The 26,579-nt window shown below is 69.8% G+C and carries 22 protein-coding genes, 1 tRNA gene and 1 pseudogene; 9 read left to right on the top strand and 15 right to left on the bottom strand.

Going from position 1 to position 26,579, the window contains the following annotated elements; all coding sequences use genetic code 11:
* Positions 1-34: 34 nt before the first annotated feature.
* The 7 genes from ACFWZ2_RS20515 to ACFWZ2_RS20485 form a co-directional block, all read right to left on the bottom strand.
* Positions 35-787 (bottom strand): ANTAR domain-containing protein, encoded by a 753-nt coding sequence (locus ACFWZ2_RS20515; protein WP_384547596.1) that lies wholly within the window; start codon positions 785-787, stop codon positions 35-37.
* A 21-nt stretch (positions 788-808) separates the two neighbouring features.
* Positions 809-1,663: a GAF and ANTAR domain-containing protein gene (locus ACFWZ2_RS20510; RefSeq protein ID WP_384547594.1), complete on the bottom strand. Its 855-nt coding sequence runs from the start codon at positions 1,661-1,663 to the stop codon at positions 809-811.
* A 23-nt stretch (positions 1,664-1,686) separates the two neighbouring features.
* Positions 1,687-3,606 carry a CheR family methyltransferase gene (locus ACFWZ2_RS20505; protein WP_384547592.1) on the bottom strand — a complete coding sequence of 640 codons (1,920 nt, stop codon included), beginning with the start codon at positions 3,604-3,606 and terminating at the stop codon, positions 1,687-1,689.
* A complete protein-coding gene (locus ACFWZ2_RS20500) occupies positions 3,606-4,205 on the bottom strand; it encodes a chemotaxis protein CheB (protein WP_384547590.1) in 600 nt (199 codons plus the stop codon). Before ACFWZ2_RS20500 ends, ACFWZ2_RS20505 begins: the two co-directional genes overlap by 1 nt.
* A gap of 9 nt (positions 4,206-4,214) precedes the next feature.
* Positions 4,215-4,391, bottom strand: coding sequence for a hypothetical protein (locus ACFWZ2_RS20495; protein WP_384547588.1), 177 nt, complete (start codon positions 4,389-4,391; stop codon positions 4,215-4,217).
* Positions 4,392-4,469: 78 nt separating this feature from the next.
* Positions 4,470-5,849, bottom strand: coding sequence for an alkaline phosphatase (phoA, locus tag ACFWZ2_RS20490; RefSeq protein WP_384547586.1), 1,380 nt, complete (start codon positions 5,847-5,849; stop codon positions 4,470-4,472).
* 188 nt (positions 5,850-6,037) lie between these two features.
* Positions 6,038-6,601 carry a TetR/AcrR family transcriptional regulator gene (locus ACFWZ2_RS20485; RefSeq protein WP_384547713.1) on the bottom strand — a complete coding sequence of 188 codons (564 nt, stop codon included), beginning with the start codon at positions 6,599-6,601 and terminating at the stop codon, positions 6,038-6,040.
* A 374-nt stretch (positions 6,602-6,975) separates the two neighbouring features.
* On the opposite strand from ACFWZ2_RS20485, the pseudogene ACFWZ2_RS20480 reads away from it, so the two are divergent.
* From ACFWZ2_RS20480 to ACFWZ2_RS20470, 3 genes and pseudogenes are all read left to right on the top strand, one after another.
* Positions 6,976-7,265, top strand: a pseudogene (locus ACFWZ2_RS20480) (YdcF family protein); the annotation flags it as partial.
* A gap of 445 nt (positions 7,266-7,710) precedes the next feature.
* Positions 7,711-8,055 (top strand): DUF6247 family protein, encoded by a 345-nt coding sequence (locus tag ACFWZ2_RS20475; RefSeq protein WP_384547584.1) that lies wholly within the window; start codon positions 7,711-7,713, stop codon positions 8,053-8,055.
* Positions 8,052-8,378 (top strand): hypothetical protein, encoded by a 327-nt coding sequence (locus ACFWZ2_RS20470; RefSeq protein ID WP_384547583.1) that lies wholly within the window; start codon positions 8,052-8,054, stop codon positions 8,376-8,378. Before ACFWZ2_RS20475 ends, ACFWZ2_RS20470 begins: the two co-directional genes overlap by 4 nt.
* 365 nt (positions 8,379-8,743) lie before the next feature.
* Here ACFWZ2_RS20470 and ACFWZ2_RS20465 read toward each other — a convergent pair.
* Positions 8,744-8,817: transfer RNA gene (locus tag ACFWZ2_RS20465), tRNA-Gly, on the bottom strand.
* A 552-nt stretch (positions 8,818-9,369) separates the two neighbouring features.
* Between ACFWZ2_RS20465 and dcd the strand changes: the two genes are divergently transcribed.
* Positions 9,370-9,945, top strand: a complete 576-nt coding sequence (gene dcd / locus ACFWZ2_RS20460) for a dCTP deaminase (protein ID WP_362329563.1) — start codon at positions 9,370-9,372, stop codon at positions 9,943-9,945.
* Between the two features lie 8 nt (positions 9,946-9,953).
* Positions 9,954-10,451: a phosphoribosyltransferase gene (locus ACFWZ2_RS20455; protein ID WP_384547581.1), complete on the top strand. Its 498-nt coding sequence runs from the start codon at positions 9,954-9,956 to the stop codon at positions 10,449-10,451.
* 79 nt (positions 10,452-10,530) lie between these two features.
* On the opposite strand, the gene ACFWZ2_RS20450 is transcribed toward ACFWZ2_RS20455, so the two are convergent.
* From ACFWZ2_RS20450 to ACFWZ2_RS20420, 7 genes are all read right to left on the bottom strand, one after another.
* Complete coding sequence (locus ACFWZ2_RS20450; RefSeq protein ID WP_384547580.1) at positions 10,531-11,535, bottom strand: Yip1 family protein; 1,005 nt, start codon at positions 11,533-11,535, stop codon at positions 10,531-10,533.
* A 133-nt stretch (positions 11,536-11,668) separates the two neighbouring features.
* The gene (locus ACFWZ2_RS20445; protein WP_384547578.1) at positions 11,669-13,141 is read right to left on the bottom strand and encodes an FG-GAP repeat protein; all 1,473 of its coding nucleotides are present in this window, start codon (positions 13,139-13,141) and stop codon (positions 11,669-11,671) included.
* Positions 13,142-13,195: 54 nt separating this feature from the next.
* Positions 13,196-14,677 (bottom strand): FG-GAP repeat protein, encoded by a 1,482-nt coding sequence (locus tag ACFWZ2_RS20440; protein ID WP_384547577.1) that lies wholly within the window; start codon positions 14,675-14,677, stop codon positions 13,196-13,198.
* A gap of 115 nt (positions 14,678-14,792) precedes the next feature.
* Positions 14,793-16,250, bottom strand: a complete 1,458-nt coding sequence (locus tag ACFWZ2_RS20435; RefSeq protein ID WP_384547575.1) for an FG-GAP repeat protein — start codon at positions 16,248-16,250, stop codon at positions 14,793-14,795.
* Positions 16,251-16,314: 64 nt separating this feature from the next.
* On the bottom strand, positions 16,315-17,712 hold the full coding sequence (locus ACFWZ2_RS20430) for an FG-GAP repeat protein (RefSeq protein ID WP_384547573.1): 1,398 nt from the start codon (positions 17,710-17,712) through the stop codon (positions 16,315-16,317).
* A gap of 369 nt (positions 17,713-18,081) precedes the next feature.
* A complete protein-coding gene (locus ACFWZ2_RS20425) occupies positions 18,082-19,437 on the bottom strand; it encodes an FG-GAP repeat domain-containing protein (protein ID WP_384547571.1) in 1,356 nt (451 codons plus the stop codon).
* Positions 19,438-19,644: 207 nt separating this feature from the next.
* The gene (locus ACFWZ2_RS20420; protein ID WP_384547569.1) at positions 19,645-21,927 is read right to left on the bottom strand and encodes a (Fe-S)-binding protein; all 2,283 of its coding nucleotides are present in this window, start codon (positions 21,925-21,927) and stop codon (positions 19,645-19,647) included.
* A gap of 350 nt (positions 21,928-22,277) precedes the next feature.
* Here ACFWZ2_RS20420 and dnaK point away from each other — a divergent pair, with 350 nt between their 5' ends.
* Genes dnaK through ACFWZ2_RS20400 form a run of 4 tightly spaced genes read left to right on the top strand, consistent with a single transcriptional unit; the run spans position 22,278 to position 26,531 of the window.
* On the top strand, positions 22,278-24,146 hold the full coding sequence (gene dnaK / locus ACFWZ2_RS20415) for a molecular chaperone DnaK (protein WP_384547567.1): 1,869 nt from the start codon (positions 22,278-22,280) through the stop codon (positions 24,144-24,146).
* Complete coding sequence (gene grpE, locus ACFWZ2_RS20410; RefSeq protein ID WP_384547565.1) at positions 24,146-24,829, top strand: nucleotide exchange factor GrpE; 684 nt, start codon at positions 24,146-24,148, stop codon at positions 24,827-24,829. The genes dnaK and grpE overlap by 1 nt, the downstream gene beginning before the upstream one ends.
* Positions 24,830-24,862: 33 nt before the next feature.
* The gene (gene dnaJ, locus ACFWZ2_RS20405) at positions 24,863-26,056 is read left to right on the top strand and encodes a molecular chaperone DnaJ (RefSeq protein ID WP_384547563.1); all 1,194 of its coding nucleotides are present in this window, start codon (positions 24,863-24,865) and stop codon (positions 26,054-26,056) included.
* A gap of 4 nt (positions 26,057-26,060) precedes the next feature.
* Positions 26,061-26,531 (top strand): heat shock protein transcriptional repressor HspR, encoded by a 471-nt coding sequence (locus tag ACFWZ2_RS20400; RefSeq protein WP_384547561.1) that lies wholly within the window; start codon positions 26,061-26,063, stop codon positions 26,529-26,531.
* The last annotated feature ends 48 nt before the right edge of the window (positions 26,532-26,579 follow it).

Here is a 26,579-nt window from a genome sequence, read left to right as displayed (position 1 = left end):
CGGGCCAGTCGTCCCAGGACCCCGACCGGCCCGGTCAGTTGACGCGCTCCCCGCTCAACTCCGGGTCCGCCCGCCCCTCGACGACTTCGCGGGCCACGTCGCTCAACAGCCGCCGGTGCGACCGCGCATGCCTGCGCAGCAGGTCGAAGGCGTCGTTCAGGCTCAGGGATCTGCGCGCCGCGATCATCCCCTTGGCCTGTTCGATGACGACGCGGCTGGTCAGGGCCTGTTCCAGCTGGGCGGCGAGGGTGCGGCTGTGGTCGGCCTCCTGCGCGCGTTCCAGGGTGACGGCGGTGAAGTCCGCCATCGACTGGCCGAGCGCGAGGACGCCGGGCGAGAAGCCGCTCCGGTGGCCGGACGACAGCAGGACGAGCGCGCCGCTGTTCCGTGTGTGGCCGCGCAGGGGGAGGGCGGCGACGTGGGTGTAGCCGAGGGCCACGGCCCGCGGCGCGTAGTGCGGCCAACGCCCCCTGGCCTGGGGGCTGTCGAGGGGCACGGGGGCCGGGCGCCGATCGCCGTGGTGGCAGTCGTGGGCGGGGCCCTCGCGATGGCCGACGGCGGCGTACTCCATGCGGTACACCCTGGTGTCCGAGGACACCACCTGCGGCGCCTCGCGCCCGCCGGGGACGAACACCACGGCGGCGGCGCGGACTCCGAGGAGGGGCGGGCTGTGGTGCGCGAGGATCGACAGGGTGCCCAGGAGGTCCGTCGGGTCCTGCGGGGAACCCGCCGCCGGGCCTCCGGCTAAGGCAACGAACACATCGGCCAGCCGTTGCTCGGTCGTCATGCTTCTTCTCCCGCTTCCTTCTCAGCCGAGTTCCAGGTCTCCGTGCAGGATCTGCCGGGCGATCTCCTCGGTGGAGGTCTCCCCGGCGAAGGCATGCGCCTTGACGAGCGCCACCGCGTCACTGACGGAACACCCGGAGCGGGCGGCGAGCACGCCCGCCGCCTGCTGGACCAGGTCCCGGTGGTCCGTTCCGCCGTACAGTTCCGGGTCGGCGTCGGGGCCGAGCATCACGATGCGGGTGAGCGCGGCGGCGATCTCGGCGAGACCGGACAGCTCCGCGGCATCGGGGCGGGGGTCGAAGACGGCGAGCGAGCCGATGCAACTGCCCGGTGTCCGCAGCGGAACCGCGGCCACCGACGTGATGCCGAGGGCGACGAGGGCGGGCCCGTAGCACGGCCAGCGGCTCTCGATCGCCGGTCCCGAGCTGGCGACGGGGCACATCCCCGACGCCGCGTCCCTGGACGGTCCTTCGCCGAGCACGAACTCCAAGTCCTGGGCGGCCCTTGCGCGTTCGTCGGACGGGGCGACCGCCAGTTGGTTGTGGGCGGAGTCGACGAGGGTGAGCGCCGCGCTCTGCGTGCCGCACGCCTCGGCGACCCCGGTCATGAACCGGGGCTGCACGCCCTGGCCCCGCGCCCACGCCACGGATCGGCGGGCGAAGGCCTCCTGGAGCTGGGCCGACGAGCGGTGGCACTCGGCCGTGTGGCGGTGCGTCGCCGCGATCTGGGCGTTGAACTCGCCCCCCGGCCTGCCCGCGAGGAGTTCGTGGCGCTCGGCCACTGCAGCGGCCCGCGCCGCGCGTTCGAGCGCGTGGGCGGCGCGGTTGCGCGCCTTCGCCGCCAGACCGAGGGCTTCGTCATACCCCTTCGGCGTCATGCCAGCAGCGTACGCCGCCGCCGTCAGTCGGCAACGTCGCTTCTGCTTTCTTCCATCATGAGGACGACACCGCCGTTGTGCCCGTCGAACGGGGAGCAGAAGACGTCGCACGTGATGGGTCTGCCGATGCGGCTCAGGGCGTGCACACCGACCGGCCCCGAACGCTTGCGGGTCTTCAGGCACTGGTGCACCACGGGCTGCAGCGACTCGGTCGGCAGCCCGAAGTCCAGGTTGAAGAACGGCTCGTCGACGACCTCGTCGGCGCGCAGTCCCCACAGGTCGACGGCGCCCCGGTTCCAGCTCTTGACCCGCAGCTTGCTGTCCAGGACCACGACGCCCGCCGCGATGCTGGTCAGCACGGCTTCCAGGAACGCGCGTGCCTCGTCCAGCTCCTCGGTGCGGATGCGCATCTCGTCGTTCATGGTCTCCAGTTCCTCGTTCCCGGACTGGAGTTCTTCGTTGGTTGTCTCCAACTCCTCGTTCGTGGACTGGAGTTCCTCGTTCGTGGTCTCCAGTTCCTCGATGCTGGACTGGAGTTCTTCGTTGGTGGTTTCCAACTCCTCGTTGGTCGACTGGAGTTCCTCGTACGCCGTCTCCAGGTCCTCGCGCACCCGCTTGATCTCGGCCTTGAGCTGCGTGGCGACGGTGACGTCGGTGAACGAGATCGTGGTGGCGACGTGCAGGCCGTTGGGCCCGGAGAGCGGCTGGATGAGGATGTCGAGGTACGTGACTTCCTCGCCCGCTCTTCGCTCGACCCTGTTGACCCGGAGCGTGCGGCGCTCGTGCGTGGCCTGTTCGATCAGGGAACGGAGCTCGACGGGACGGTAGGAGATCTCCAGATCCTGGAAGGGGCGTCCGACGTCACCCGAACTCAGCCCGAACTGGATCCGCGCATGGCTGTTGATGACGACGACGATGCCGTCGCTGTCCAGGGCGATCCACGGGACAGGGCCCGAGTCAAGGACCAGATCGCGCAGCTGACGGGTGCGCGCGACCGAGTTCAGCTCGATGCCCGTGCCCGGCCTGACCTTCAACGGGGCCGGGTGGTACGGCAGTCCGGCCTCCCCGGTGCGGCGCCGGAAGATCCGCTGCCGCATGTCGGCGACCTCGAAGCGGTCGGCGTCGTTCAGCAGCATCTCGGCCTTGCCGAGGAACAGGTACCCGCCCTGGCGCAGCGCGAAGTGGAAGCGGTCGACGATCTGCGTCTGCGCCTCGACGTTGAAGTACATCAGGGTGTTGCGGCAGATCAGCAGGTCGAGCCGGGAGATGGGGGCGTCCCGGGTGATGTCGTGCCGCCCGAAGATCACCCGGCGCCGCAGGTCGGGCCGGAAGCTGAACTGCGCGCCGTTCTGCTCGAAGTACTTGTCCCGCAGCTCCATGGAGAGCGGTTCGAGGGACTTCGCCGGGTAGAGCCCCGAACGGGCCTCGCGCAGCGCCTCCTCGTCGACGTCCGTGGCGTAGATCTTGACCCGGCGCAGGCACTCCTCGATGCCCAGCGCCTCCGCGAACATGATGACCAGGGAGTACGCCTCCTCACCGCTGGAACAGCCGGCGCTCCACACCCTGATCTCCTGGTCGGGCGCGAGGTCCGCGAGCAGCTCGGGGACGACCTCGCGCTGCAGCAGGTTCCAGGCGTCCGTGTCGCGGAAGAAGGAGGTGACGTTGATGAGGATCGTGTTGAAGAGGGCGCTGAACTCGTCCGCGCTCGTCTCCAGGAGGTCCTGGTAGTCCGGGTAGGAGCTGATGCCGACGTCGGTCATCCGCTTGTTGATGCGCCGTCCCAGGGTGGAGCGCTTGTAGCCCGTGAAGTCGAAGCCGCGGGCCTCCCTGATGAAGATGAGCAGCTCTTCCAGGGCCTCGTCGGACTCCGCCTTCAGCGGATCCGGCGGCCCTGTCCGTTCCTGCCGATGTTCCTGCGCAGGTTCCTGCTGAGGTTGGCTCATCACTGCCCCGTGGCTTCGAGAAGTCCGTGGACCACAGCCGCGATCTCCACAAGAGGTAGCACGAAATCCACCGCGCCCGTGTCCACCACCGCTCTCGGCATTCCCGGGAACTCCGCGGTCTGCGGATCCTCGGCGATCACGGTCCCGCCGCGCGACTGCACGGCCTCGGCCCCCATCGCGCCGTCCATGCCGGTCCCGGTGAGGACACAGGCGATCGCCCGCGCCCCGTAGGCACCGGCGACCGATTCGAAGAGGAGATCGGCGGAGGGGCGTACGAAATGGACGAGCTCAGTGCTCGACAGGGTCAGAATGCCGTCGGAACCGATCAGCAGATGCCGGTCGGGAGGCGCGATGTAGACGGTGCCCGGCGACGGCTTCTCCCCGGCCTCCGCGAGCTTGACCGGCAGGTCGGTGCGTCGCGAGAGCACGTCGGCGATCACCGTCCGGTGCCGCGGATCGAGATGCTGGACCACGAGAACGGGCACCGCGAGCTCAGGGCCCAGCGCTCCCAGAAGAGTGCTGAGTGCTTGGATACCGCCCGCGGACGAAGCGACAGCGACGATGGCGTAAGGGCCCGCGGAGGGCTGGTCGGCCGTCACATGGCGAGCCTATCGGACCGTGCGCCGCCCGCACCGGGTCAGGTGCAGGTCGCCCGGCTTCTTGGGGGAGCCCTCGTAGGTGTCGTCGCGGCCCTGGCAGTACGTACCGACGTACGTCGCGTCATGGCCCCCGCGGACCAGCTGTCGAGGGAGTGAGCGGGGGCGGACACCTGCGCCCGCGGACACGACGAAGGCCCCGCCCGAACCCGGGACGGGGCCTTCAACAAGGCAACGCTGTATGGGAGTTGACTCCTCGTTCACTCCTCAGTGAAGCCGGAGGGCCTCACGCACGGTGGTGAACAGATCGGTCTGGTTGGTGACGCCGAGGACGCGGTACGCCTGCGGCCCCTGCGCCGCGATCCGGACCTGCGTGCCGGTGTGCTCCTGGGAGGCGCCCGGCGTGTTCGTCGAGTAGTTGACCTTCAGCTGCTGGCCCTCGTCGGTGACGAGCGTGGAGGACAGGCCGGGCGGCTGCGCCTCCAGCGGGACGATCTGGCTGGTGTGGGCGTGGTCGGCGGTAGTGACGACCAGGGTGTCCGGGTGCTTGGCGGCGTAGTCGCGGGCGACCTTCACGGCGCGGTCGAACGCGGCGGTCTCACCGATCTGACCGCAGGGGTCGGCGGCGTGGTCCTGCTTGTCGATCGAGGCGCCCTCGACCTGGAGGAAGAAGCCCTTCCCGCCCTTCCCGCTCTTCTGCTTGGCCTCCAGCAGCTTGATGGCCTTGCTCGCCTGATCGGCGAGGGCGGGAGTGCCGTCCGGGCGGCCCGGGTTGGAGGTGGTGCAGCGCTGCGGGTCGGTGCCGCCCTTGGCCGCGGCCTTGCCGGTCCACTCGACGGGTACGTTGCCGGGAGCGAAGAGCCCGAGGACGGGCTTGCCACCCTTGACGGACTTGACCGACTTCAACTCACTGTCATTGGTGACGACTTGGTACCCGAGCTTCTGCGCCTGCTCGGTGACGGTGAGCCCCTTGTACTTCCCGTCGGTGACCTTCTGGTCGAACCGCTTCTTGCCGCCGCCGAGGAGGACGTCGACCTTGTGGTTGACGCTCTGCTCGGCGATCGACCCCGGCCCGCCCTTGGCGATGGTGTCCGCCGGGCACTTGGCCATGTCGGCCGGACCCTGGCAGCTGCGGTCGGTCGCGTGCGAGGCGAGCACGGCCGGGGTGGCGTCGGTCAGCTCGGCCGTGGTGACGGACCCGGTCGCGTACCCCTTCTTCTGGGCGAGCTCCAGGATCGTGGGCACGGCCTTGTCGGTGCCCGGCGTCTTCGAGATCCGCCCGTTGACGGTCTTCACGCCGGTGGCCCACCCGGAACCGCTGGCGGCGGAGTCGGTGACGTAGTCGGGGGAGCCGTCCGCGTGCACGGAGTACGTCGTGTACGAGCCGGTCAGCGGAAACTTGTCCATGTTGAGCCGGCCGTCGGCGCCCACGGTGTAGTCCCGCGCGAGCGTGATCTCCGAGTCGCCCATGCCGTCGCCGATGAGCAGGATGACGTTCTTCGCCTTGCCGCCCTTGATCGCCCGCTGGGCCTGGTCCTTCGTGTCGGAGGCCCCCGCCGAAGCGGTGACGGTCACCGCCACCGCGGTGGCGGCGGCCACGGAAGCGGCACCTATCAGCCGGCGACGGGACAGACGCGCTCTGGCCATGCGGAACTCCTCAAATCGTCCTTGTACGGTGCCGTCACCTCACCAGCACCACATGAACCGCGCGGGACGTACGGATGCCTTCCTGATGTCCTCGGAACGACACGCGGCGCCGACGCTACGCCGCCTCGCGGCCCGGCCCCAGCCGCTTCTCAGCCGCCTCAGAGGCCACGCTCGGCCGCCTCTTGTCCCTAATGGCGGTCACCCTCGGCCGCGGCCAGCAGGGTCTGCGCGGTGGCGCGGGAGTGCAGGGCGTGGTCGGGCTCACGGGTCATGGTGGCCAGAATGATCGCCCCGTCCCACAGCCCCTGGAGCTGGACCCCCAGGGCATCGGCATCGGCAACGCCGACCTCACGGACGAGGCCCGTCAGCAGCTCACGAATCGCACCCTTGTGCCGCACCACGATCCGCGCAGCCGGACTGTCGGCCCCCAGCTCGCCATAAGTATTGGTGAACACACAGCCACGGAAGTCGGGTTGCCGGAAGACCTCATACATCCAGCTGAACACCCCCAGAACCTTCTCCCGAGGACTGTCATACACCGCAAGCGCGGCCCCGAGCGCATCGCGTACCAGGCGGTCCCGGTCATCCAGATACGCAACGACAAGATCGTCCTTCGACGGAAACGTCTTGTACAACCGATTCAACGGCACCCGCGACACATCCCGGATCTGCTGCATCGTCACCGCCCGAACCCCGTGCGCATAAAACAACTCATGCGCCGCAGCGAGTATCTGCCGCCGACTGACCTCCACCCCAACAGCCCCCACGCGCCCCGACCCTCCCCACCAAGAATCCTGGTTCTTGCCCGCCCTCAGCTTCCACTAAGAACGTGGGTTCTTCCAGGGCCGAGCAGCCATCAGGCTCCGAACCGACCAGGACGAAACCAAGGCGGCACTCCCGCGCGACCCCGGCGACCTGTGCCCCCTGCCGTCCGTGGCCGTACTCGTGGCCCTCAGCCACGAACGGCTCGCCGGGGAGCTGTGGTGAGGGTCCCCGCGGTGGAATGGCCCTCGCGCCGTACGAGCCGCGGCCCGGCAAGAGACGCACGACAAGGAGGTGCTCCAGGGCTAGTCGGACTCCGGGCCGTCCGTCCTTGCCCGAGCTGCACAAGAGCCAAGGAGTCGCAGTGCCGGACCACGAGCAGGGCACCATCACCGACGAGCAGTTCCACGACGCCGAACTCATCTGGGCCTACCACCAGATGGCCACGAGCTCCGGCCCTGCTCGGCGGCGATCGCTCTGGGCAGCCACGACCTCGGTGCGGCCGCCGCCTCCCCGGGCCTCCACCACGCCGGCCTCTTCCCGGCCCTCGTCTTCAGCGGCGGCAGCAGTCCCACCACCCGCGCCCGTTGCCCTCGCGGCGAGGCGGTGCACCACCGCGAGCTCGCCCTGTCCCTCGGCATCCCGGACGAGGCGAACCGGGGCACAGGGACGGTGCGACGGTCCGGGCAGCAAAGAACCCCCGGGTCCATGACCCAGGGGTTCGAGAAAGAGCGGGTGACGAGAATCGAACTCGCACTCTCAGCTTGGGAAGCTGAGTGATTCAGCGAAGAACATTGGGCTGAGCTGCATCAATGCTTGGATCAAGGCTTCTGTCGAACCCCTCGCTGTCACCGCCGTTCCCCGTGGTTCCCCGCTCGTTCTGGTGCGTCTGTGGTGCGGTGGCTGCTTGTGCTGTTGTGGTGCCCGTTCGACCGGCGACGACTGACGGTCGGGGGGAGTCCCTCCCGGCCACCGCTCAGATCGAGACCGCCGGTCGATGCCCGGCTCTGACACGGGTCCGGCGCGAACCTCCGTCGTGGCCTAGGCCACGACGGTAGGCTCGGAAACCGGAGAGACGCGGGCCGATGGAGGACAGAGCATGAGCACTGCTGCTACCGATTCACCCGGCATCCCTCCCATGCCCGAGAGAACGCCGAAGGCACTTCGCGAAGCCATTGTTCAGAACGCTCCGCAGCTGCTCACCGACTTCGACGCGCATTGGAAGTGGGCGATCGCCGACACGTTCGACCTTGGTCCCGTGCCCGCGTTCATGGCTCGCTGGTGGGGCGAGTACGCCATTGCCCGTGACCCGCACCTCGACGCCCACCTGACCGACCTTGAAGCGCGTGCCACCCAAGCCACCGACCTCGCTGAGGCCAAGAAGCTTCTGGAGAAGGCATCCAACATCCGCCACATGGCTGCCCGTACGGAGCCGGGCCGATGAGTGACGAGGGGTTCATGGGGCCGCCCTGGCAGATGGACTGGACTCTCAAAGCCCAAGCCGCACGGGACGCCCTGCCCGAGCACGTACGGAAGATCGTCGACGCGGCCCGCGCTGAGCTGGTGACAGCGAAGGACCCGTACTTTCGTGGCATCGAAGCCGACGCCGAACTGCCGGGCACCATGAGAGTCGAGCCAGCGCGGTCCACCAGCCCCAAGGGACCTCGTGTTCTGTACTTCGACAACTACCGAGGTTGGCTCCGGTACATCTTCATGCACCGTGTAACCGACCCCCAGATCGTCGTTGAAGAGATCTTCTGGCAGTGACGTCGGCCCGCTGACAGGCAGCTGTCGAGCGGCAGGATCGCTGCCCCTCCGGGCGGGATCCGTCGCATTGTGACTTCCGGCCGTTGCCCGGCTGCTCCCGTCACCCTTCTCCCGGTGGCAGAAGGGCCGCGACGTCTGCTACGGGGCGGCCGCCCGGCCCCCACCGGGTGTCGTTTCCGCACCAATCGGGTGACCTGCGTTCCCTCACGTCTGCGGCCGCGCTGGTCACCCTCGGCCTCGCGCGGCTCATGGACGCAAGACCTGACGATCATGGTTCTGGCACGGATCCGGCACGCGACGGTCGGCGCGAGTGGGGAGCAGGCGCACAACAAAAAGGCCCAGGTCGCTGACCTGGGCCTCAACTATGGAGCGGGTGACGAGAATCGAACTCGCACTCTCAGCTTGGGAAGCTGATGTTCTACCACTAAACTACACCCGCGAAACGTGCCGCCGGAGGCGGTGTCGTAACGTCGCACACTGTACCTCATACCGGGCCCCGGGCGCTCTCGCCGTGGGGCCCGAGTGCTGTCCGGGGGGTGGATGCGCCGTGCGGGGGGAGGGAGTTGGGGCGTACCGTGGATTGTGGTCGTGCCGCCTGGAGGGGCGTCCCTTTCATACCGTAATGTGGCCTTTCGCCGTCGGCTCGGAGTGAGTAGCAGGACGAGTCAGTACGGGCCATGACGAGGTCAATTACGGCTTTGGGGAAGGGACTCGAGGACTTGATGGAGCGCACCGTCGTCCGTTGTGCCGAAGGGCACGTGTTCAGCACCGCTTCGTTCCCGATGCAGCAGGCCGACCGGCTCGGTCCCGGTCGGCTCATCCGCTGTCCGCGGTGTGCCCGGCTCCGGCATGCCGTGCCCGTGGCGCTGCAGAAGCGGTAGCGGGCGCGGGCAGCGAGCGGCGCGGGCAGGGGCTCGCGGCAGCAGGTGGTGAGGCGCGCGGGGTTCCGTCCGATTGGGGCGGTCCCGCGCGCTCTGCGTATCCTCGGTGCGTGCTTCTCTCAGACAAGGACATCCGGGCCGAGATCGACTCCGGACGGGTGCGGATCGACCCGTACGACGAATCCATGGTGCAGCCCTCGAGCATCGACGTGCGGCTGGACCGCTACTTCCGGGTGTTCGAGAACCACCGCTACCCCCACATCGACCCCTCCGTCGAGCAGGCCGATCTGACGCGGCTCGTGGAGCCCGAGGGGGACGAGCCGTTCATCCTGCACCCCGGGGAGTTCGTGCTCGCCTCCACGTACGAGGTCATCTCCCTGCCCGACGATCTTGCGAGTCGGCTCGAGGGCAAGTCCAGCCTCGGGCGGCTCGGGCTGGTCACGCACTCCACCGCCGGGTTCATCGACCCCGGGTTCTCGGGGCACGTCACCCTTGAGCTGTCGAACCTCGCGACCCTGCCGATCAAGCTCTGGCCGGGCATGAAGATCGGGCAGCTGTGTATGTTCCGGCTCACTTCGCCCGCCGAGTCGCCTTACGGGTCGGAGCGGTACGGGTCTCGCTACCAGGGGCAGCGCGGGCCCACCGCCTCCCGTTCCTTCCTCAATTTCCATCGGACACAGGTGTGACATCCAGCATGAGTGACGTGCGCGAGAACCTTACGTACGAGAAGTTCGGCCGGGCCGTGCGCGAGCTCGCGCAGACCGTCGCCGACGACGGGTACGAGCCCGACGTCATCCTGTCGATCGCCCGCGGCGGCGTGTTCGTCGCCGGTGGCCTGGCGTACGCGCTCGACTGCAAGAACATCCACCTCGTGAATGTGGAGTTCTACACGGGCGTCAATGAGACGCTCGAAATGCCGGTCATGCTGGCTCCCGTCCCGAACGCGATCGACTTCTCGAACAAGAAGGTCCTGATCGCCGACGACGTCGCCGACACCGGGAAGACGCTGAAGCTCGTCCACGACTTCTGCCTCGACCACGTCGCCGAGGTCCGGTCCGCCGTGATCTATGAGAAGTCGCACTCCCTCGTGAAGTGCGAGTACGTCTGGAAGCGCACCGACGAGTGGATCAACTTCCCGTGGAGCGTCGAGCCGCCCGTCGTGAAGCGTGAGGGTCAGGTCCTCGACGCCTGAGCGCGTCGGCACGTGAACGGGGAAGGGCCCCGGTGGACAGTGCGTCCGCCGGGGCCCTTCCCCATGCCCGTCCGTAGGACTAGAACGTGCCCAGCTTGATGATCGCCAGGATCGCCAGGAGCTGGATCGACGCCGCGCCCAGCGCCCTCGGCCACGGCAGGTCGTGCGACTTGCTCACCATCAGCGTGAGCAGCCCGCCCGCCGCGAGCCAGGTCGCCCAGCCGAGCAGCTGGACGAAGGGCTGGCCGCCGCCGAGGAACATCGCGACGATCACGCGGGGCGCGTCCGTCAGCGACATGATCAGCATGGAGAGGCCGACCGTCGGCTGCCAGGCGCCGTCGCCGCCGAGCTGGCGGGCGAGGGAGTGCGTGACCACGCCGAGGATGAAGGTGCTGATGGTGATCGCGACGCCGGTGGTGAGGACGTAGGGGACCGCCGCCGAGAGCGTGGCGTTGATCGCGTCCTCGCGGGCCTTGTCGAAGCCGAAGATCGCGAGCAGGCCGTAGAGGAAGGTGACGATGACGGCCGGGGCCCACATCGCGTAGTCCCGCATCTGCAGGAAGGTCGGGCCCGGGCGCAGCACGATGCCGCGCAGCAGGTCCTTCCAGTGCAGGCGCGGGCCCATGGGCGGGGCCGCCGCCTGGCCCGCGCGGTAGGTGTCGCCCTGGGTGTACGGGTCCTCGCCGATGGAGAAGGCCTGGGTGCTGCCGGGGTTGTTGGCCGCGTAGGGGTCGTAGCCGCCCTGGGGGCCGTGGCCCTGGTCGTCGGGGCCGCCGAAGTACTCCGGCTCGCCGTGACCGCCGGCGGCCTGCGGCCACTGCTGACCGCCACCGCCACCGCCGTATTGCGGACCGTTCCCGTACTGCGGGCCGCCGTGCTGCGGGCGTCCGCCGCCGTACTGCGGGCCGCCGTACTGAGGTCCGCCCCCGCCGTGCTGCTGCGGGTTCGGGGGCACGGGTGGGTAGCCGTACGGCTGCTGCTGCCCCTGCGGGGCCTGCTGTCCGTACGGCTGCTGCCGCGGTTGTTGTGGTCGCGCTTGCGGGGTGCGGTTGTCCCGGCCGCGTCCGATCCTGAATCCAGCCACGAATCGAACGTACCTGGTCTTGGGGGGTCGGGTCGTCCCTCCCCGGGAGGAGAGGGGCTTTGCGGCCGACCTGTGACAACCCCTAAGGGAACCCTGAGGGGTTTGCCCCAGGCCGACCGCGACCCGCAGTGGATCAGCGGCCGAGCACCGCTCCGTATGCCAGCGGATCCGAAGAGACGGGCAGGCCAAGGGAGTTCGGGGTGATCACCGAACCGCCCGCGGCGCCGCCCGGCAGGTCCCACACGCCGCCCGCCGAGGCGTTCTCGCCGGGTGCCGCGACGGAGAGGTCGGGGCGTCCGTCGCCGTTGTGGTCGCCGGTCGCGAGGGCGGCGCCGAACGCGTCATCCTTCTGGGCTACGCCCAGGATGCCGGGGGAATTCTGCTGGTACGAGACCGCCCTCGCGCTGCCGTCCGCGTCGAGGACGCCCTTCGCGCCGCCCTTCAGGACGGTGACGCTGCCCGCGCGCGCCGCGCTGCCGATGGCCTCGCCGGGGGCGCCCGCGATCAGGTCGTCCTTGCCGTCGCCGTCGAAGTCGGCGGAGGTGAGCGCGTTGCCGAAGTCGTCGCCCTGTTCGGCGACGCCCGGGACGCCAGGGGTGTCCTGGTTGAGGGTCTGGCCCTGCCATACGAGGCCGTCGCCGTCCCCGTAGTGGATGTGGATGCCGCCGCCCTTGGCGGTCTCCTCGGGGCCGCACGGGTCGTCGATGTTCTCGTCGGCGATCTCGCGGCAGTTGCCGAGCGCGAGGTCGTCGAGGCCGTCGCCGTTGAAGTCGCCCGTGGCGAGCGCGTTGGCCGCGCTGTTGTCGCTGCTCCAGGTCAGGGCGAAGCCGCCGTCGAACTCGTCGGGCTTGTCGGGCTCGTCGGGCTTGTCGTAGCGGAAGAGCTGGACGTGGGACTGGGTGTAGGGCTGGGACTGGGTGTAGAAGGCGACGGCGAGTTCGGGGATGCCGTTGTCGTCGAAGTCGCCGGTCGTCATGACGGGGGCGCGGCCGCCGAAGCGGTCGTCCATGGCGAGCCCGGTCTTCGCGGCGGCGGGGGCGGCGTTGAAGACGACCTTGTCCTTGGCGCCGATCGCCAGGTCGACGGCCTTGTCGCCGGTGAAGTCGGCGGCGACGAGGGCGTTTCCGTACGCGGCGCCCGCGGCGTCGCCCCGGGCCGCCGTGTTGGCCGTGGCGAAGCCGTCGCCGGTGCCGTAGAGGACGGTGACGGAGCCCGCGTCGGCCTTGGCGTCGATGTCCTCGCCGGGGGCGCCGATGACCAGGTCGGCGTACCGGTCGCCGTTCACGTACGCCGTGGTGACCGCGGAGCCGAAGCGGTCGCCCGCCTCCGGGGTGCCGGGGACCTCGACGGTGGCCTGCGTGATGCGGCGCACGCCGTGCGGGCCAGGGCCGTACTCGCCGCCGAAGACGACGCTGACGTAGCCGGCCTTCGCCTTGCCGCCGACGGTGCCGCTGGGCACGCCGACGGCGAGGTCCGCGTAGCCGTCGCCGTTGAAGTCGCTGGTCAGGGGCGGGGGTTCGGTGGGTTCGGAGGCGTGGGCGGTGAGGGGGAGGGCGAGGCCGGTGGCGGCCAGTGCGATGGCGATGGCGCATGTGCGTGGGCGCACGAGGGCTCCAACTCTGCGATGGACCATGGAGTGTTGACCGGCGGCAGCCGTGCGTCAGTCGGCGAAGTTCGCGCCGAAGCGGGGCGTGCCCGTGCCGGAGATGCCGACCGTCGAGGTGTAGACGCCGGTCGAGCCGGAGAGCGTGCCGTTGGCCAGGGAGTCCAGGACGTAGACCGCGCCGTTGCCCGCGTTCTCGCCGTACGCACCGATGGCGATGTCGCCGCGGCCGTCGTCGTTCAGGTCGTCGATGTGGACGTCCGAGCCGAAGTAGTCGTTCTTCTCATTGGAGTTGGGGACGCCGGGGGTGTCCTGGCTGAGCAGTACGGAGCCCGCGGTGGAGAGGCCCGAGCCGTCCGCCGCGCCGTAGACGACGGTGACCGAGCCCGCGTCGGTGACGCCCTCCAGGTCCTCGCCGGGCGTGCTGACGGCCAGGTCGAGGTGGCCGTCGCCGTTGATGTCGCCGAGGTCGAGCTCCGCGCCGAACGCGTCGCCCTGCTCGCCGCCGCCGGGCACGCCCTCGGTGTCCTGGGTGATGACCTGGGTGCTGCCGTACGGGCCGTTGTCGTTGCCCTTGACGACGTGGACGGTGCCGCCCTTGTGCGCGCCGTCGATGCCGTCGTCCCAGGTGAGGCCGATGACGATGTCCTCGTGGCCGTCGCTGTCGGTGTCGCCGACGTCGGTGATGTGGCCGCCGGGCAGCCGCTGCACACCGCTGGTGGTGACGCCGTTCGCGCTGCCGGGCAGCCACAGGTTGGCGTTGTAACCGTCGCCGGTGGAGAAGCCGTTGACGATCAGGTCGTCCTTGCCGTCGCCGTTCACGTCGCCGGAGTGCAGGTTGAACGGGCCGTCGTCGGGGCCGCTCATGATGGGCGGCAGGACGGTGTAGTGGCCGCCGGTGGCGCCGGTGCGGGTGATGCCGCCCTTGAACAGGTCGATGGTCGCCGCGCCCGAGCCCGACCCGATGGCGAGGTCGTCCTTGCCGTCGCCGTCGAAGTCGCCCGCCTGGACGGGGCCGCCGAAGAGGTCGTGCTTGGTGGGGCGCGGGTCCTTGAGCGTGGTGCCGCCGGACAGGCCGTTCTTCGAGCCCCACAGGACCTGCACGGTGCCGCCGTCGACATCGCTGCCGACGTCCTCGCCCCCGGCGCCGACCACGAGGTCGTCGTAGCCGTCGCGGTCGAAGTCGCCGTACGCGGTGTCGCCGCCGAAGCGGTCGCTCTGCTCGGCGCTGCCCGGCACGCCGGGGCTGTTCTGGCTGTACGTGACGTGGTGCCGCTCGGCGCCGCCGTACGTGACGGTGACCTGGCCCGCCTTGTCCTGGCCGCCCACGTTGGCCAGTGGGGCGGAGGTGGCGAGGTCGGGGGCGCCGTCGCCGTTGAAGTCCGCCTCGTCGGGCTGTGTGGCGGCGGGCGGCTCGGCGGCGCCCGCGGTGGTGGCCGAGAGGCCGAGGAGTCCGCCGGTGAGCGCGGCGGCGGTGGCCGTCGCCGCTGCGAGGCGGCTGTGTCTTGAGGGGGCGGCGGTGCGTCTGTGCTTGGCCATGAGGTTCTCCTTCGGGAATTCAGCCCGTCCGGCGTTCGAGGACGAACTCGGCGGAGCCGGTGATGACGTCGGCACCGGTGCGGAAGGACCTGCCGCACCGGTGCCGGGATGGGACCTAGTGGCTCAGCACGGCCCCGTACGACCGCGCCCCCGCGAGCCCCAGCTTCCCGGGAGTCACCGACGTGACCGGCGGGACGGGCCCGTCCTTCGGGGTCGGGGCGTACCAGACGCCGCCCTTCTTCGCGTCCTCGCCGGGCGCGCCGATCGCGACGTCCGGGTAGGTGTCGCCGTCGTAGTCGCCGGTCGCGACGGCCGCGCCGAACCGGTCGTCGGCCTCCGCCGTGCCCGCGACGCCCGCGGAGTTCTGGCTGAAGGCGGGGCCCGCCAGGGGCTTGCCCGCGCCGAGCGAAGCGAGGACCCAGTAGCTGCCCGCGTTCTTCGCGGTGCCGACCGCCTCGGTGTCCGCGCCGACGACCAGTTCGTCGACGCCGTCCCGGTCGAGGTTGCCGGTCGCGAGGTGCGCGCCGAAGTTGTCCTCGGCCTCGGCGGTGCCGCCGACTTCGAGGGAGGACTGCGTGGTGCACGAGGTGCCGCCGCCGCCGAGCTTGCCGCCCTGCTTGCCGTAGACGGTGAGGATCGCGCCGCCGAGCCGGTCCTCGCAGTGGGTGTCGTCGGCCTCGGGGTTGGGCTGGACGTTGCCGATGGCGAGGTCCGTGCTGCCGTCGCCGTCGAAGTCGCCTGCGGCCATGGCGTTGTCGGTGCTGTCGGCGGTGCTCCACAGGGACTGCCAGCTGCCCGAGGCGCGGCTCTGCACCGTCGTGCCGCTGATCTCCATGCCGTCGTACGAGATGGCCAGGTCGTCGCCGCCGTCCCCGTCGAAGTCGCCGCTCGTCAGCACGGCGGGGCCGCCGAAGTGCCAGCCGGTGACCTTGGAGAGCTCGCTGGAGGAGCCCGGGGTGAAGGGGCCCTGCCGGGTGGCGACCGAACTGGACTCGTCGAAGTGGGTGTTGAGGGCGATGTCCTTGTCGCCGTCCTTGTCGAAGTCGCCGGTCGCGAGCAGCGCGCCGTAACTCGCGTCGCTGAAGCCGCCGTTGGCGGCGGTGAAGCCGCCCTTGAAGCCGCTCGCGGAGCCCCAGACGACCGCGACGGTGCCCGCGCCCAGGCCCGCGTCGTTGTCCTCCTGGGGGGTGCCGACGACCAGGTCGCTGTAGCCGTCGCCGTTCATGTCGTCCGAGGCGACGGCCTTGCCGAACCCGTCGCCCGCCTCGACCGTCCCCGGCACACCGGGCGTGCCCTGGCTGACGGTGGTCGAGCCGTGCTTGCCGAGGCCGCTCGCGCCGCCCCAGACGACGTTGACGTACCCGGCCTTCGCCTTGCCGTCCACCGTCGCGTCCGGCACGCCGACCGCGAGGTCCACATAGCCGTCGCCGTTGTAGTCGGCCCGGAGCTTCGAGGGCTCCGCGGCGCTCGCGCCGCCCGCCGTGAGTCCGGTGACGCCGAGCGCGGTGGCGGCGCAGAGCGCGCCCGCCGCGAGGATCTTGTTCCGCGCGGTCTTCCGCACGTGCTTGGACACGGAGATGTCTCCAACTGGGTGAGGTGGTGGTGGTGTTGGTGCCCGTCGGGGGCAGGGGGCCGGGTCAGCGGAGCGTGTGGCCGAAGCCCGCGTCCGTGCCGCCGACCCCGAAGTCCTTGCCGTTGAAGGAGGCCGCGTACGACGAGGTGAGGCCGGTCGTCGTGCCGCGCAGGACCCAGACGGCGCCGACGTCCTGGGTGCTGCCGATGTCCTCGCCGGTCGCGCCGGTGGACAGGTCGGCCCTGCCGTTCTTGTTGATGTCCTTCAGGCGCACGGACGTGCCGAAGTGGTCGCCGGTCTCGGCGACGCCGGGCACGCCCTCGGTCTCCTGGTGCCAGGACTGGCCCGAAGTGAACTTTCCTGCCGTGGACTTGAGGAGAGTGACGCTGCCCGCGCCCTCGACCGCGCCGACCGTCTCGCCGGGGGCGCCCACCGCGAGGTCCGCGAGGCCGTCGCCGGTCACGTCGCCCGCGGACACGGAGTCGCCGAAGCCGTCGTCCGCCTCGTCGGCGCCGGGCACGCCCGGGCTGTCCTGGTTGTACGTCACCGGGGCGCCGAACGTGCCGTCGCCGCCGAGCCGCACGGTGACCGAACCGCCCTTGCCGCCACCGGAGTTGCGGTGGTTGCCGGTGATCAGGTCGTCGTAGCCGTCGCCGTTGACGTCACCCGCGGTGGCCGCGTGGCGGGTCGCCGTCGGGTCGTCGCCCTCGGCGAGGACCTCGGCCCCGTAGCCGTAGTCGCCGACGCCGCCGCTCATGTGCGCGGTGTAGGCGCCGCCGTCCGCGCGCTCGCCGTACAGGACGAAGCCGACGCCGTCCTTGTACTTGAAGTTGCCCGCGACCATGCCCTCCAGGCGTACGTCCTTGGGCAGGAAGTGGACCTCCAGGCCGACGGGGCGTGAGTCGTTCGCTCCGGAGCCCGCGTAGAACCACCAGTTGTCGCCGCTGATCACGGCGAGCTGGGGCGAGCCGTCGTAGTCGAGGTCGGTCCATGCGGTGGCCTCGCCGAAGCGGCCCGCGGTGTCGCTCGGCGCGTGCACCACGTAACTGCCGCCCGTGAAGCCGTTCTTGCCGCCCTTGATGACGGTGACGGAGCCGGACGGCCGGCCCGAGACCTGCTCGCCGGGCGCGCCGACGATCAGGTCGGCGTAGCCGTCGCCGTTCACGTCGCCGGTGCTGACGTTCTCGCCGAACTCGTCCCCGGGCTCGGTCGCACCGGGCACGCCCGCGGTCTCCTGGGTGACGGTCACCGCGCGCGACGCGGACACACCGGACGCCGAACCGTACGTCACCGTCACCGAGTTGCTGTTCGGCGCGCCCACGGCCAGATCGCGGTAGCCGTCGCCGTTGAAGTCGTCCTTCAGCGTGGACGCCGCGCTGGCCGGACCGGCAAGGGGCAGCGTCAGGCCCGCCGCCGCGAGGGCCGCGACGGTGGCGGTGAGGGCCAGGTTTCGTACGCGCACGTGGAACTCCCGGAAAAGGGGCAGGGCATCCGCGGGCTCAGAGTGAGCCTCTGGGTATGACTTGGCTTCCGGGTGTGTGACTCGCGGGACGTACGAAGGGTTGTGCGTCGGCGGCGGGGAGGTGGCCGGAGGGTGAACGCGGTGGCGGTGTCGTGGCCGCGTTCCCTGACGGGGCGCTTCCGGCCGGCGGGGGACGGGTTTCAGGGGCGCGGGGAACTGCGCGAAACCACGGTGCGGGCCGCGGCTTCCGGAGGGGCAGGGGGCGTCGCAGTCAGGGGCGCGGGGAACTGCGCAGAAAGACGGTGCGGGCCGCGGTGGCGGGAGGGGGCAGAACGGTCCGGGCGAACGCCACCCGCGTGCGGCCCGTCGTCAGCCGTCGCTCCGGGAGGAGAACTCCTCCGTGGAAAAGGTGAGTTGCGGCTTGCGCGCGACCAGCTCGCCCTCGATCCCCGGGTACACGCCCACGGTGTCGGCGCTGTCCCCGCGATACGTACGGAGCACCAGATCGGCCCGCTTGTCGCCGTCGAAGTCCGCGACCTTGAGCACCTGCGTGGTGCCCTTGGCCGAAGGGACCACGACCGCCGTGGCGTTGGCGGCAAGACCCGACGTACGCCCCCTGAAGACCCGCACCTCTCCGGCGCCGCCCCCGCTGCCGCTGCCTGCGCCGCTGATGACGAGTTCGCTCAGACCGTCCCCGTCGAGGTCGCCCGCGTCCACGGCTGTGTCCATGGCGTTCTTGGCCTCCAGGGAGCCGCGCAGGGTGCCGGGCACGTCGTAGCGCAGCGCGACACCGGACGGCGAGGCGATCGCGGCGTCCATGCCCCGGCCCTTGCCGAAGCGGCCGAACGCGGTGTCCTTGCCCGCGGGGAAGAGCACCCCGGTCTCGCCGGGCCCCTTCGGTCCGCCGAGGACGAGGGCCCCGGCGGCGGCACCCGTGGCGCCCGCCGCCTTGCGGACGAGCACGTCGTCGTAGCCGTCGCCGTCGACGTCCGTGGCCTTGCCGGTCACGAGGTTGTTGCCGGGCGCGGTGACCGGGGCACCCGCGGCGCGCGGCGCGCCCCGCTTCGTGAACGGTCCGCGCAGGAAGCTCAGCCGCGCCCCGCTCGCGTGCAGCACCAGGTCGTTCGCGCCGTCCCCGTCGAAGTCCCCGCACACCGGCTGGTCGGGCCAGTCGTTGCCGAAACGTGCCTGCTCGGGCACCTTCAGCTGCACGGCCTTGCCGGTCAGGCCCCGCGGCGAGCCGAAGAGGATCTGCAGCGGCACGGGCGGTCGGCCCTGGCCGTCGTAGGGCGGGTCGGTGGAGACCAGCAGATCCGTGAAGCCGTCCTTGTTGAGGTCGCAGGACGCCTCCGACTCGAAGGCGGCGGGCAACTCCCCTTTGATCCGCGCCCCGTTGGCGTGCGCGCTGAGCAACTGCCGTGCGCCGGGCGTCAGTCCGTTCCTGCCGCCGTAGACGATGCCGATGCCCGCGTCGTCCCCGTGGCCCCGGTGCACCAGATCGTCGAGTACGAGATCGCGGGCGCCGTCGCCGTTGAAGTCGTCGTCGACCTTGCTGCCCTTGCCGCGCGGTACGGGCTGCGAAGGCGCTCCCTCGCCCTTGTCCGCCATGCTGACGGGCCGGTGCCCCCGCGTACCGGACTTCGTGTCGTCGTCCTGGCCGCCGCAGCCGGCGAGCAGCAGCGCACAGCTCATGGCGGCCGCTCCCACGACCGTGCCGCGTCTCACGCCACCTGTCCCGGCACTCCGCATGCCCCTCACCCACCCCGACCGCCTCGGCTGACAACAACCAGCCCATGATGCTCCCCTCCCTCGCGCGGGATAAGGACGGCGGGGTCCCGTTTGCATCACGACGCGAACAGGCCGGTCCCGCCCCGCTGAAGGGGGCGAAACCGGCCTGAATGCCGTACTGCGGTGCTTACTTGCCGGGCTTGCCTACTTGACGGGCTCGGGCTCCGGAGCGTCCGCCGACTCCTCGTCGCCCGCCGGGTCGACCGGCGTCTTGACCGAGTCGAGCAGGAGCTGTGCGACGTCGACGACCTGGAGGGACTCCTTGGCCTTGCCGTCGTTCTTCTTGCCGTTGACCGAGTCGGTCAGCATGACGAGGCAGAACGGGCAGGCGGTCGACACGATGTCGGGGTTCAACGACAGAGCTTCGTCGACCCGCTCCGTGTTGATGCGCTTGCCGATCCGCTCCTCCATCCACATCCGCGCACCACCGGCACCGCAGCAGAAGCCGCGCTCCTTGTGGCGGTGCATCTCCTGCTGGCGCAGGCCGGGGACCTTGTCCATGATCTCGCGCGGGGGCGTGTAGATCTTGTTGTGGCGGCCCAGGTAGCAGGGGTCGTGGTACGTGATCAGACCCTCGACCGGCGTGACGGGGATGAGCTTGCCCTCGTCGATGAGGTGCTGGAGCAGCTGGGTGTGGTGGATGACTTCGTAGTCGCCGCCGAGCTGCGGGTACTCGTTGCCGAGCGTGTTGAGGCAGTGCGGGCAGGTCGCGACGATCTTCTTCGCCGACTTCGGCTTCTTCGACTCCTCGGTCGCCCTGCCGTCGTCGTCGAGCTCTTCGCCGAACGCCATGTTCAGCGCCATCACGTTCTCCTGGCCGAGCTGCTGGAAGAGCGGCTCGTTGCCCAGGCGGCGTGCCGAGTCACCGGTGCACTTCTCGTCGCCGCCCATGATCGCGAACTTGACGCCCGCCATGTGCAGCAGCTCCGCGAAGGCCTTGGTGGTCTTCTTGGCCCGGTCCTCCAGGGCGCCCGCGCAGCCGACCCAGTACAGGTACTCGACCTCGGTCAGGTCCTCGATGTCCTTGCCGACGACCGGCACCTCGAAGTCGAGTTCCTTCAGCCACTCCAGGCGCTGCTTCTTGGCCAGGCCCCAGGGGTTGCCCTTCTTCTCCAGGTTCTTGAGCATCGTGCCCGCCTCGGACGGGAACGCGGACTCGATCATCACCTGGTAGCGGCGCATGTCGACGATGTGGTCGATGTGCTCGATGTCCACCGGGCACTGCTCGACGCAGGCGCCGCAGGTGGTGCAGGACCACAGGACGTCCGGGTCGATGACGCCGTTCTCTTCGTACGTGCCGATCAGCGGACGCTCGGCCTCCGCGAGCGCGGCGGTGGGCACGTCCCCCAGCTGCTCCTCGGTCGCCTTCTCCTCGCCCTCCATGGACTTGCCGCCACCGGCGAGCAGGTAGGGGGCCTTGGCGTGCGCGTGGTCGCGCAGCGACATGATCAGGAGCTTCGGGGAGAGCGGCTTGCCGGTGTTCCACGCGGGGCACTGCGACTGGCAGCGGCCGCACTCGGTGCAGGTGGAGAAGTCGAGCAGGCCCTTCCAGGAGAACTGCTCGACCTGGGAGACACCGAAGACGGCGTCCTCGGCCGGGTCGTCCCAGTCGATCGGCTGCCCGCCGGACGTCATGGGCTGCAGCTCGCCGAGCGCGGTCTCGCCCTTCGCGTTCCGCTTGAACCAGATGTTCGGGAAGGCGAGGAAGCGGTGCCAGGCGACACCCATGTTGATGTTGACCGAGACCGTGATCATCCAGATGAACGAGGTCGCGATCTTCAGCCCGGCGAAGAAGTACGTGAGGTTCTGCAGGGTGGAGACGTCCATGCCCTCGAACCAGGAGACCACCGGGTACGAGATGAAGAACGACGCCTCGTAGCTGTCCACGTGGTGCTGGGCGCCTTCGAGGGCGTGCAGCGTGAAGATGCAGACGCCGACGATGAGGATGACGCTCTCGACGAAGTACGCCTGGCCGGTCTTGGACCCCGCGAAGCGGGACTTGCGCCCCGGCCTGGCCGGGTTGCTCAGCTGCCGGATGACGATCAGCGCGACGATGCCGAGCACGGTCATCGTGCCCATGAACTCGACGTAGATGTTGTACGGCGCCCAGTCGCCGATGATCGGCAGGATCCAGTCGGCCTTGAAGAGCTGGCCGATGGCGTTGACGATCGTCAGCAGCAGCGTGAGGAAGCCCACTGCCACGAACCAGTGCGCGACGCCGACGATCCCCCACCTGTTCATGCGGGTGTGGCCGAGGAACTCCCGGACCACGGTGAGGGTGCGCTGGAGGGGAAGGTCGGTCCTCGTGCCGGCGGGCACGGACTGGCCGAGCCGCATCAGCTGGACGATCTGCAGGATGGCACGGCCGAACAGCGCGACGCCGACTGCGATGAGGACCAGCGACACGATGATCGCGGCGAGTTGCATTTCGGGGCTCCTCGGGCCTGCGAGGCGGACTATTACTAAGCGGTAACTTATGCAGTCCGTCTGAGACTACCCACTTACCCAGCGGCACTGTAGCCAGCGAGGCGGTGATCTGCGTCGCTCAGGCAACCCTTGCGTCGCGCCCCGCCGGGTGGCCGACACTCATCCGCGGGCCGACTGTGGCTGGTCGCGCAGTTCCCCGCGCCCCTTTCCCCGCGCCCCTTACGGGGCCCAGTTGCGCGTAAGGGCTGGATAAGAGTTGAGTCGACCAGACTCAGCTCTGTTGACTCCGGCGAAGCGCTCATGCATCCTTGAGTCAGATCCACTCAAGAAGTACATCTGGAGGAATCGAAATGGCACGTGCGGTCGGCATCGACCTGGGCACGACTAACTCCGTCGTCAGCGTTCTCGAAGGCGGCGAGCCCACCGTCATCACCAACGCCGAAGGCGCCAGGACCACGCCGTCCGTCGTCGCCTTTGCGAAGAACGGCGAGGTGCTCGTCGGCGAGGTGGCCAAGCGCCAGGCGGTCACCAACGTCGACAGGACCATCCGGTCGGTCAAGCGCCACATGGGCACCGACTGGAAGGTGGACATCGACGACAAGGGCTTCAACCCCCAGCAGATCTCCGCCTTCATCCTGCAGAAGCTGAAGCGCGACGCCGAGGCGTACCTGGGCGAGAAGGTGGCCGACGCGGTCATCACCGTCCCGGCGTACTTCAACGACTCGGAGCGCCAGGCCACCAAGGAGGCCGGTGAGATCGCGGGTCTGAACGTCCTGCGTATTGTCAACGAGCCGACCGCCGCCGCCCTGGCCTACGGCCTCGACAAGGACGACCAGACCATTCTGGTGTTCGACCTCGGTGGCGGCACCTTCGACGTCTCGCTCCTTGAGATCGGCGACGGCGTCGTCGAGGTGAAGGCCACGAACGGCGACAACCACCTCGGTGGTGACGACTGGGACCAGCGCGTCGTCGACTACCTGGTCAAGCAGTTCAACAACGGCCACGGCGTGGACCTGGGCAAGGACAAGATGGCGCTCCAGCGCCTGCGCGAGGCGGCCGAGAAGGCCAAGATCGAGCTGTCCTCCTCCACGGAGACCACGATCAACCTGCCGTACATCACGGCCTCCGCCGAGGGCCCGCTGCACCTGGACGAGAAGCTCACGCGCGCCCAGTTCCAGCAGCTCACGTCCGACCTCCTGGAGCGCTGCAAGACGCCGTTCCACAACGTCATCAAGGACGCGGGCATCCAGCTCTCCGAGATCGACCACGTCGTTCTCGTCGGTGGCTCCACCCGCATGCCCGCCGTCGCCGAGCTCGTCAAGGAGCTCACCGGCGGCAAGGACGCCAACAAGGGTGTGAACCCGGACGAGGTCGTCGCCATCGGCGCCTCGCTCCAGGCCGGTGTCCTCAAGGGTGAGGTCAAGGACGTCCTGCTCCTCGACGTGACCCCGCTGTCCCTCGGCATCGAGACCAAGGGCGGCATCATGACCAAGCTCATCGAGCGGAACACCACGATTCCGACGAAGCGCTCCGAGATCTTCACGACGGCCGAGGACAACCAGCCGTCGGTGCAGATCCAGGTCTACCAGGGCGAGCGCGAGATCGCGGCGTACAACAAGAAGCTCGGTATGTTCGAGCTCACGGGCCTGCCGCCGGCCCCGCGCGGTGTCCCGCAGATCGAGGTCTCCTTCGACATCGACGCCAACGGCATCATGCACGTGACCGCGAAGGACCTGGGCACGGGCAAGGAGCAGAAGATGACCGTCACCGGCGGCTCCTCGCTGCCGAAGGACGAGGTCGACCGCATGCGCCAGGAGGCCGAGAAGTACGCGGACGAGGACCACGCCCGCCGCGAGGCCGCCGAGTCCCGCAACCAGGGCGAGCAGCTCGTCTACCAGACCGAGAAGTTCCTCAAGGACAACGAGGACAAGGTCCCCGGTGACGTGAAGACCGAGGTCGAGGAAGCCGTCGGCGAGCTGAAGGAAAAGCTCAAGGGCGAGGACACGGCCGAGATCCGCACCGCCACCGAGAAGGTCGCCGCCGTCTCGCAGAAGCTGGGCCAGGCCATGTACGCCGACGCCCAGGCCGCGGGCGCCCCCGGTGCCGAGGGCGCTGCCCCGGGTGCCGAGGCCCCGAACATGTCCAAGGAAGACGACGTCGTCGACGCCGAGATCGTCGACGACGAGAAGCCCGGTGACGCGAAGGGCGGCGCCGCCTGATGACCGAGGAGACCCCGGGCTTCGGCGAGAACGCCGAGAAGCCTGACGTCCCCTCCGGCGCCACCCCTGATGACGCGGCGCCGAAGGCCGCCGAGCCCTCCACCGAGGAGGGCCCGGCGGCCCCGGCCGGGGACGCAGCAAAGACAGCAGGCCTGACCGCCCAGCTGGACCAGGCACAGAAGGCGCTCAGCGAGCGCACCGCCGACCTCCAGCGGCTGCAGGCCGAGTACCAGAACTACCGCCGCCGCGTGGAGCGGGACAAGGTGACGGTGAAGGAGATCGCCTCGGCGAACCTCCTCTCCGAGCTCCTCCCCACCCTCGACGACATCGGCCGCGCCCGTGAGCACGGCGAGCTGGTCGGCGGCTTCAAGTCGGTCGCCGAGTCGCTGGAGACCGTCGTCGCCAAGCTGGGCCTGCAGCAGTTCGGCAAGGAGGGCGAGCCCTTCGACCCGACGATCCACGAGGCCCTGATGCACTCGTACGCACCGGACGTCACCGAGACGACCTGCGTCGCGATCCTGCAGCCGGGGTATCGGATCGGCGAGCGCACCATCCGCCCCGCGCGGGTGGCCGTCGCCGAGCCGCAGCCCGGCGCGCAGACGGTCAAGGGCGAGACGGTCGAGGCCGACGCCGAACCGGCCGAGGCAGCGGACAAGGACAACGGTGGCCCGGACGAGGGCTGACGTTGCACTGACCAGAGAGGAGGGACGTCGGGGATGAGCACCAAGGACTTCATCGAGAAGGACTACTACAAGGTCCTCGGCGTCCCCAAGGACGCCACCGAAGCCGAGATCAAGAAGGCGTACCGGAAGCTCGCCCGCGAGAACCACCCGGACGCCAACAAGGGCAACGCCAAGGCGGAGGAGCGCTTCAAGGAGATCTCCGAGGCGAACGACGTCCTCGGCGACCCCAAGAAGCGCAAGGAGTACGACGAAGCGCGTGCTCTCTTCGGCAACGGCGGATTCCGGTCGGGTCCCGGAGCCGGCGGCGGCTCGTTCAACTTCGACCTGGGCGACCTCTTCGGAGGCAACGCCCCGGGTGGCGGTGGAGCGGCCGGCGGCGGCTTCGGGGGCGGCCTCGGTGACGTCTTCGGGGGCCTGTTCAACCGCGGCGGCGGGGGTGCCGGGACCGGCACGCGTACGCAGCCCAGGCGCGGCCAGGACATCGAGTCCGAGGTCACGCTGAGCTTCACGGAGGCGGTGGACGGCGCGACCGTACCGCTCCGCATGTCCTCCCAGGCGCCCTGCAAGGCGTGCTCGGGCACCGGCGACAAGAACGGCACGCCGCGTGTGTGCCCGACCTGCGTCGGCACCGGGCAGGTCTCGCGGGGCGGCGGCGGAGGGTTCTCCCTCACCGACCCGTGCGTGGACTGCAAGGGCCGCGGGCTCATCGCCCAGGACCCGTGCGAGGTCTGCAAGGGTTCGGGCCGCGCGAAGTCGTCCCGCACGATGCAGGTGCGGATTCCGGCGGGCGTCTCGGACGGCCAGCGGATCCGCCTGCGCGGCAAGGGCGGCCCGGGTGAACGGGGCGGCCCGGCCGGCGATCTCTACGTCGTCGTGCACGTCGACGCGCACCCGGTCTTCGGCCGCAAGGGCGACAACCTCACGGTCACCGTGCCGGTGACGTACCCCGAGGCGGCGCTCGGCGGCGAGGTGAAGGTACCCACCCTGGGCGGCCCGCCGGTCACGCTGAAGCTGCCCGCAGGCACGCCCAACGGCCGTACGATGCGGGCCCGCGGAAAGGGCGCGGTCCGCAAGGACGGCACCCGCGGCGACCTGCTGGTGACGGTGGAGGTCGTGGTGCCGACATCGCTTTCGGACAAGGCGAAGGACGCGCTCGAGTCCTACCGCAAGGCGACTGCGGGCGACGATCCGCGGGCAGAACTGTTCCAGGCCTCGAAGGGAGCGTGACCCCATGGAGAGGGACGGCCGTCGTCGACAGTCCGGTTTCAGCAGGGCGTATCAACTCACCGACGAGACGCCGGTGTACGTCATCTCGGTGGCCGCTCAGCTCTCCGGCCTGCACCCGCAGACCCTGCGGCAGTACGACCGCCTCGGCCTGGTCTCCCCGGACCGCACAGCGGGCCGGGGCCGGCGCTACTCCGCCCGCGACATCGAACTGCTCCGCACGGTGCAGCAGTTGTCGCAGGAGGAGGGCATCAACCTCGCGGGCATCAAGCGCATCATCGAGCTGGAGAACCAGGTCACCGCGCTTCAGTCGCGTGTCGCGGAACTGACCGCGGCCGTGGAGGGAGCCGCCGCCACGATGCAGCAACGTGAAGCGGCGGTGCACGCCTCGTACCGCCGCGACCTGGTTCCTTACCAGGATGTCCAGCAGGCGAGCGCGCTGGTGGTGTGGCGGCCCAAGAGGTCGCCGGAGCAGTAGTTCCGCGTGCGCTTTCATGCGCTTCCGTACGCCGGTGAAGGGGCCGGG

Source organism: Streptomyces sp. NPDC059002 (assembly GCF_042740435.1).
GTDB lineage: Bacteria > Actinomycetota > Actinomycetes > Streptomycetales > Streptomycetaceae > Streptomyces.
The sequence above is the reverse complement of the archived record's forward strand: the minus strand, read 5'-3'. Positions and strand labels throughout refer to the sequence as shown.

Bases quoted from the DNA above. Each gene is read 5' to 3' on its own strand.
- ACFWZ2_RS20440 (WP_384547577.1), bottom strand. From the start codon at position 14,677: ATGGCCAAGCACAGACGCACCGCCGCCCCCTCAAGACACAGCCGCCTC.
- dnaK (WP_384547567.1), top strand. From the start codon at position 22,278: ATGGCACGTGCGGTCGGCATCGACCTGGGCACGACTAACTCCGTCGTC.
- phoA (WP_384547586.1), bottom strand. From the start codon at position 5,849: ATGGCCAGAGCGCGTCTGTCCCGTCGCCGGCTGATAGGTGCCGCTTCC.
- ACFWZ2_RS20470 (WP_384547583.1), top strand. From the start codon at position 8,052: ATGAGTGACGAGGGGTTCATGGGGCCGCCCTGGCAGATGGACTGGACT.
- ACFWZ2_RS20510 (WP_384547594.1), bottom strand. From the start codon at position 1,663: ATGACGCCGAAGGGGTATGACGAAGCCCTCGGTCTGGCGGCGAAGGCG.
- ACFWZ2_RS20475 (WP_384547584.1), top strand. From the start codon at position 7,711: ATGAGCACTGCTGCTACCGATTCACCCGGCATCCCTCCCATGCCCGAG.
- dnaJ (WP_384547563.1), top strand. From the start codon at position 24,863: ATGAGCACCAAGGACTTCATCGAGAAGGACTACTACAAGGTCCTCGGC.
- ACFWZ2_RS20505 (WP_384547592.1), bottom strand. From the start codon at position 3,606: ATGAGCCAACCTCAGCAGGAACCTGCGCAGGAACATCGGCAGGAACGG.
- ACFWZ2_RS20400 (WP_384547561.1), top strand. From the start codon at position 26,061: ATGGAGAGGGACGGCCGTCGTCGACAGTCCGGTTTCAGCAGGGCGTAT.
- ACFWZ2_RS20420 (WP_384547569.1), bottom strand. From the start codon at position 21,927: ATGCAACTCGCCGCGATCATCGTGTCGCTGGTCCTCATCGCAGTCGGC.
- ACFWZ2_RS20455 (WP_384547581.1), top strand. From the start codon at position 9,954: ATGAGTGACGTGCGCGAGAACCTTACGTACGAGAAGTTCGGCCGGGCC.
- ACFWZ2_RS20515 (WP_384547596.1), bottom strand. From the start codon at position 787: ATGACGACCGAGCAACGGCTGGCCGATGTGTTCGTTGCCTTAGCCGGA.
- grpE (WP_384547565.1), top strand. From the start codon at position 24,146: ATGACCGAGGAGACCCCGGGCTTCGGCGAGAACGCCGAGAAGCCTGAC.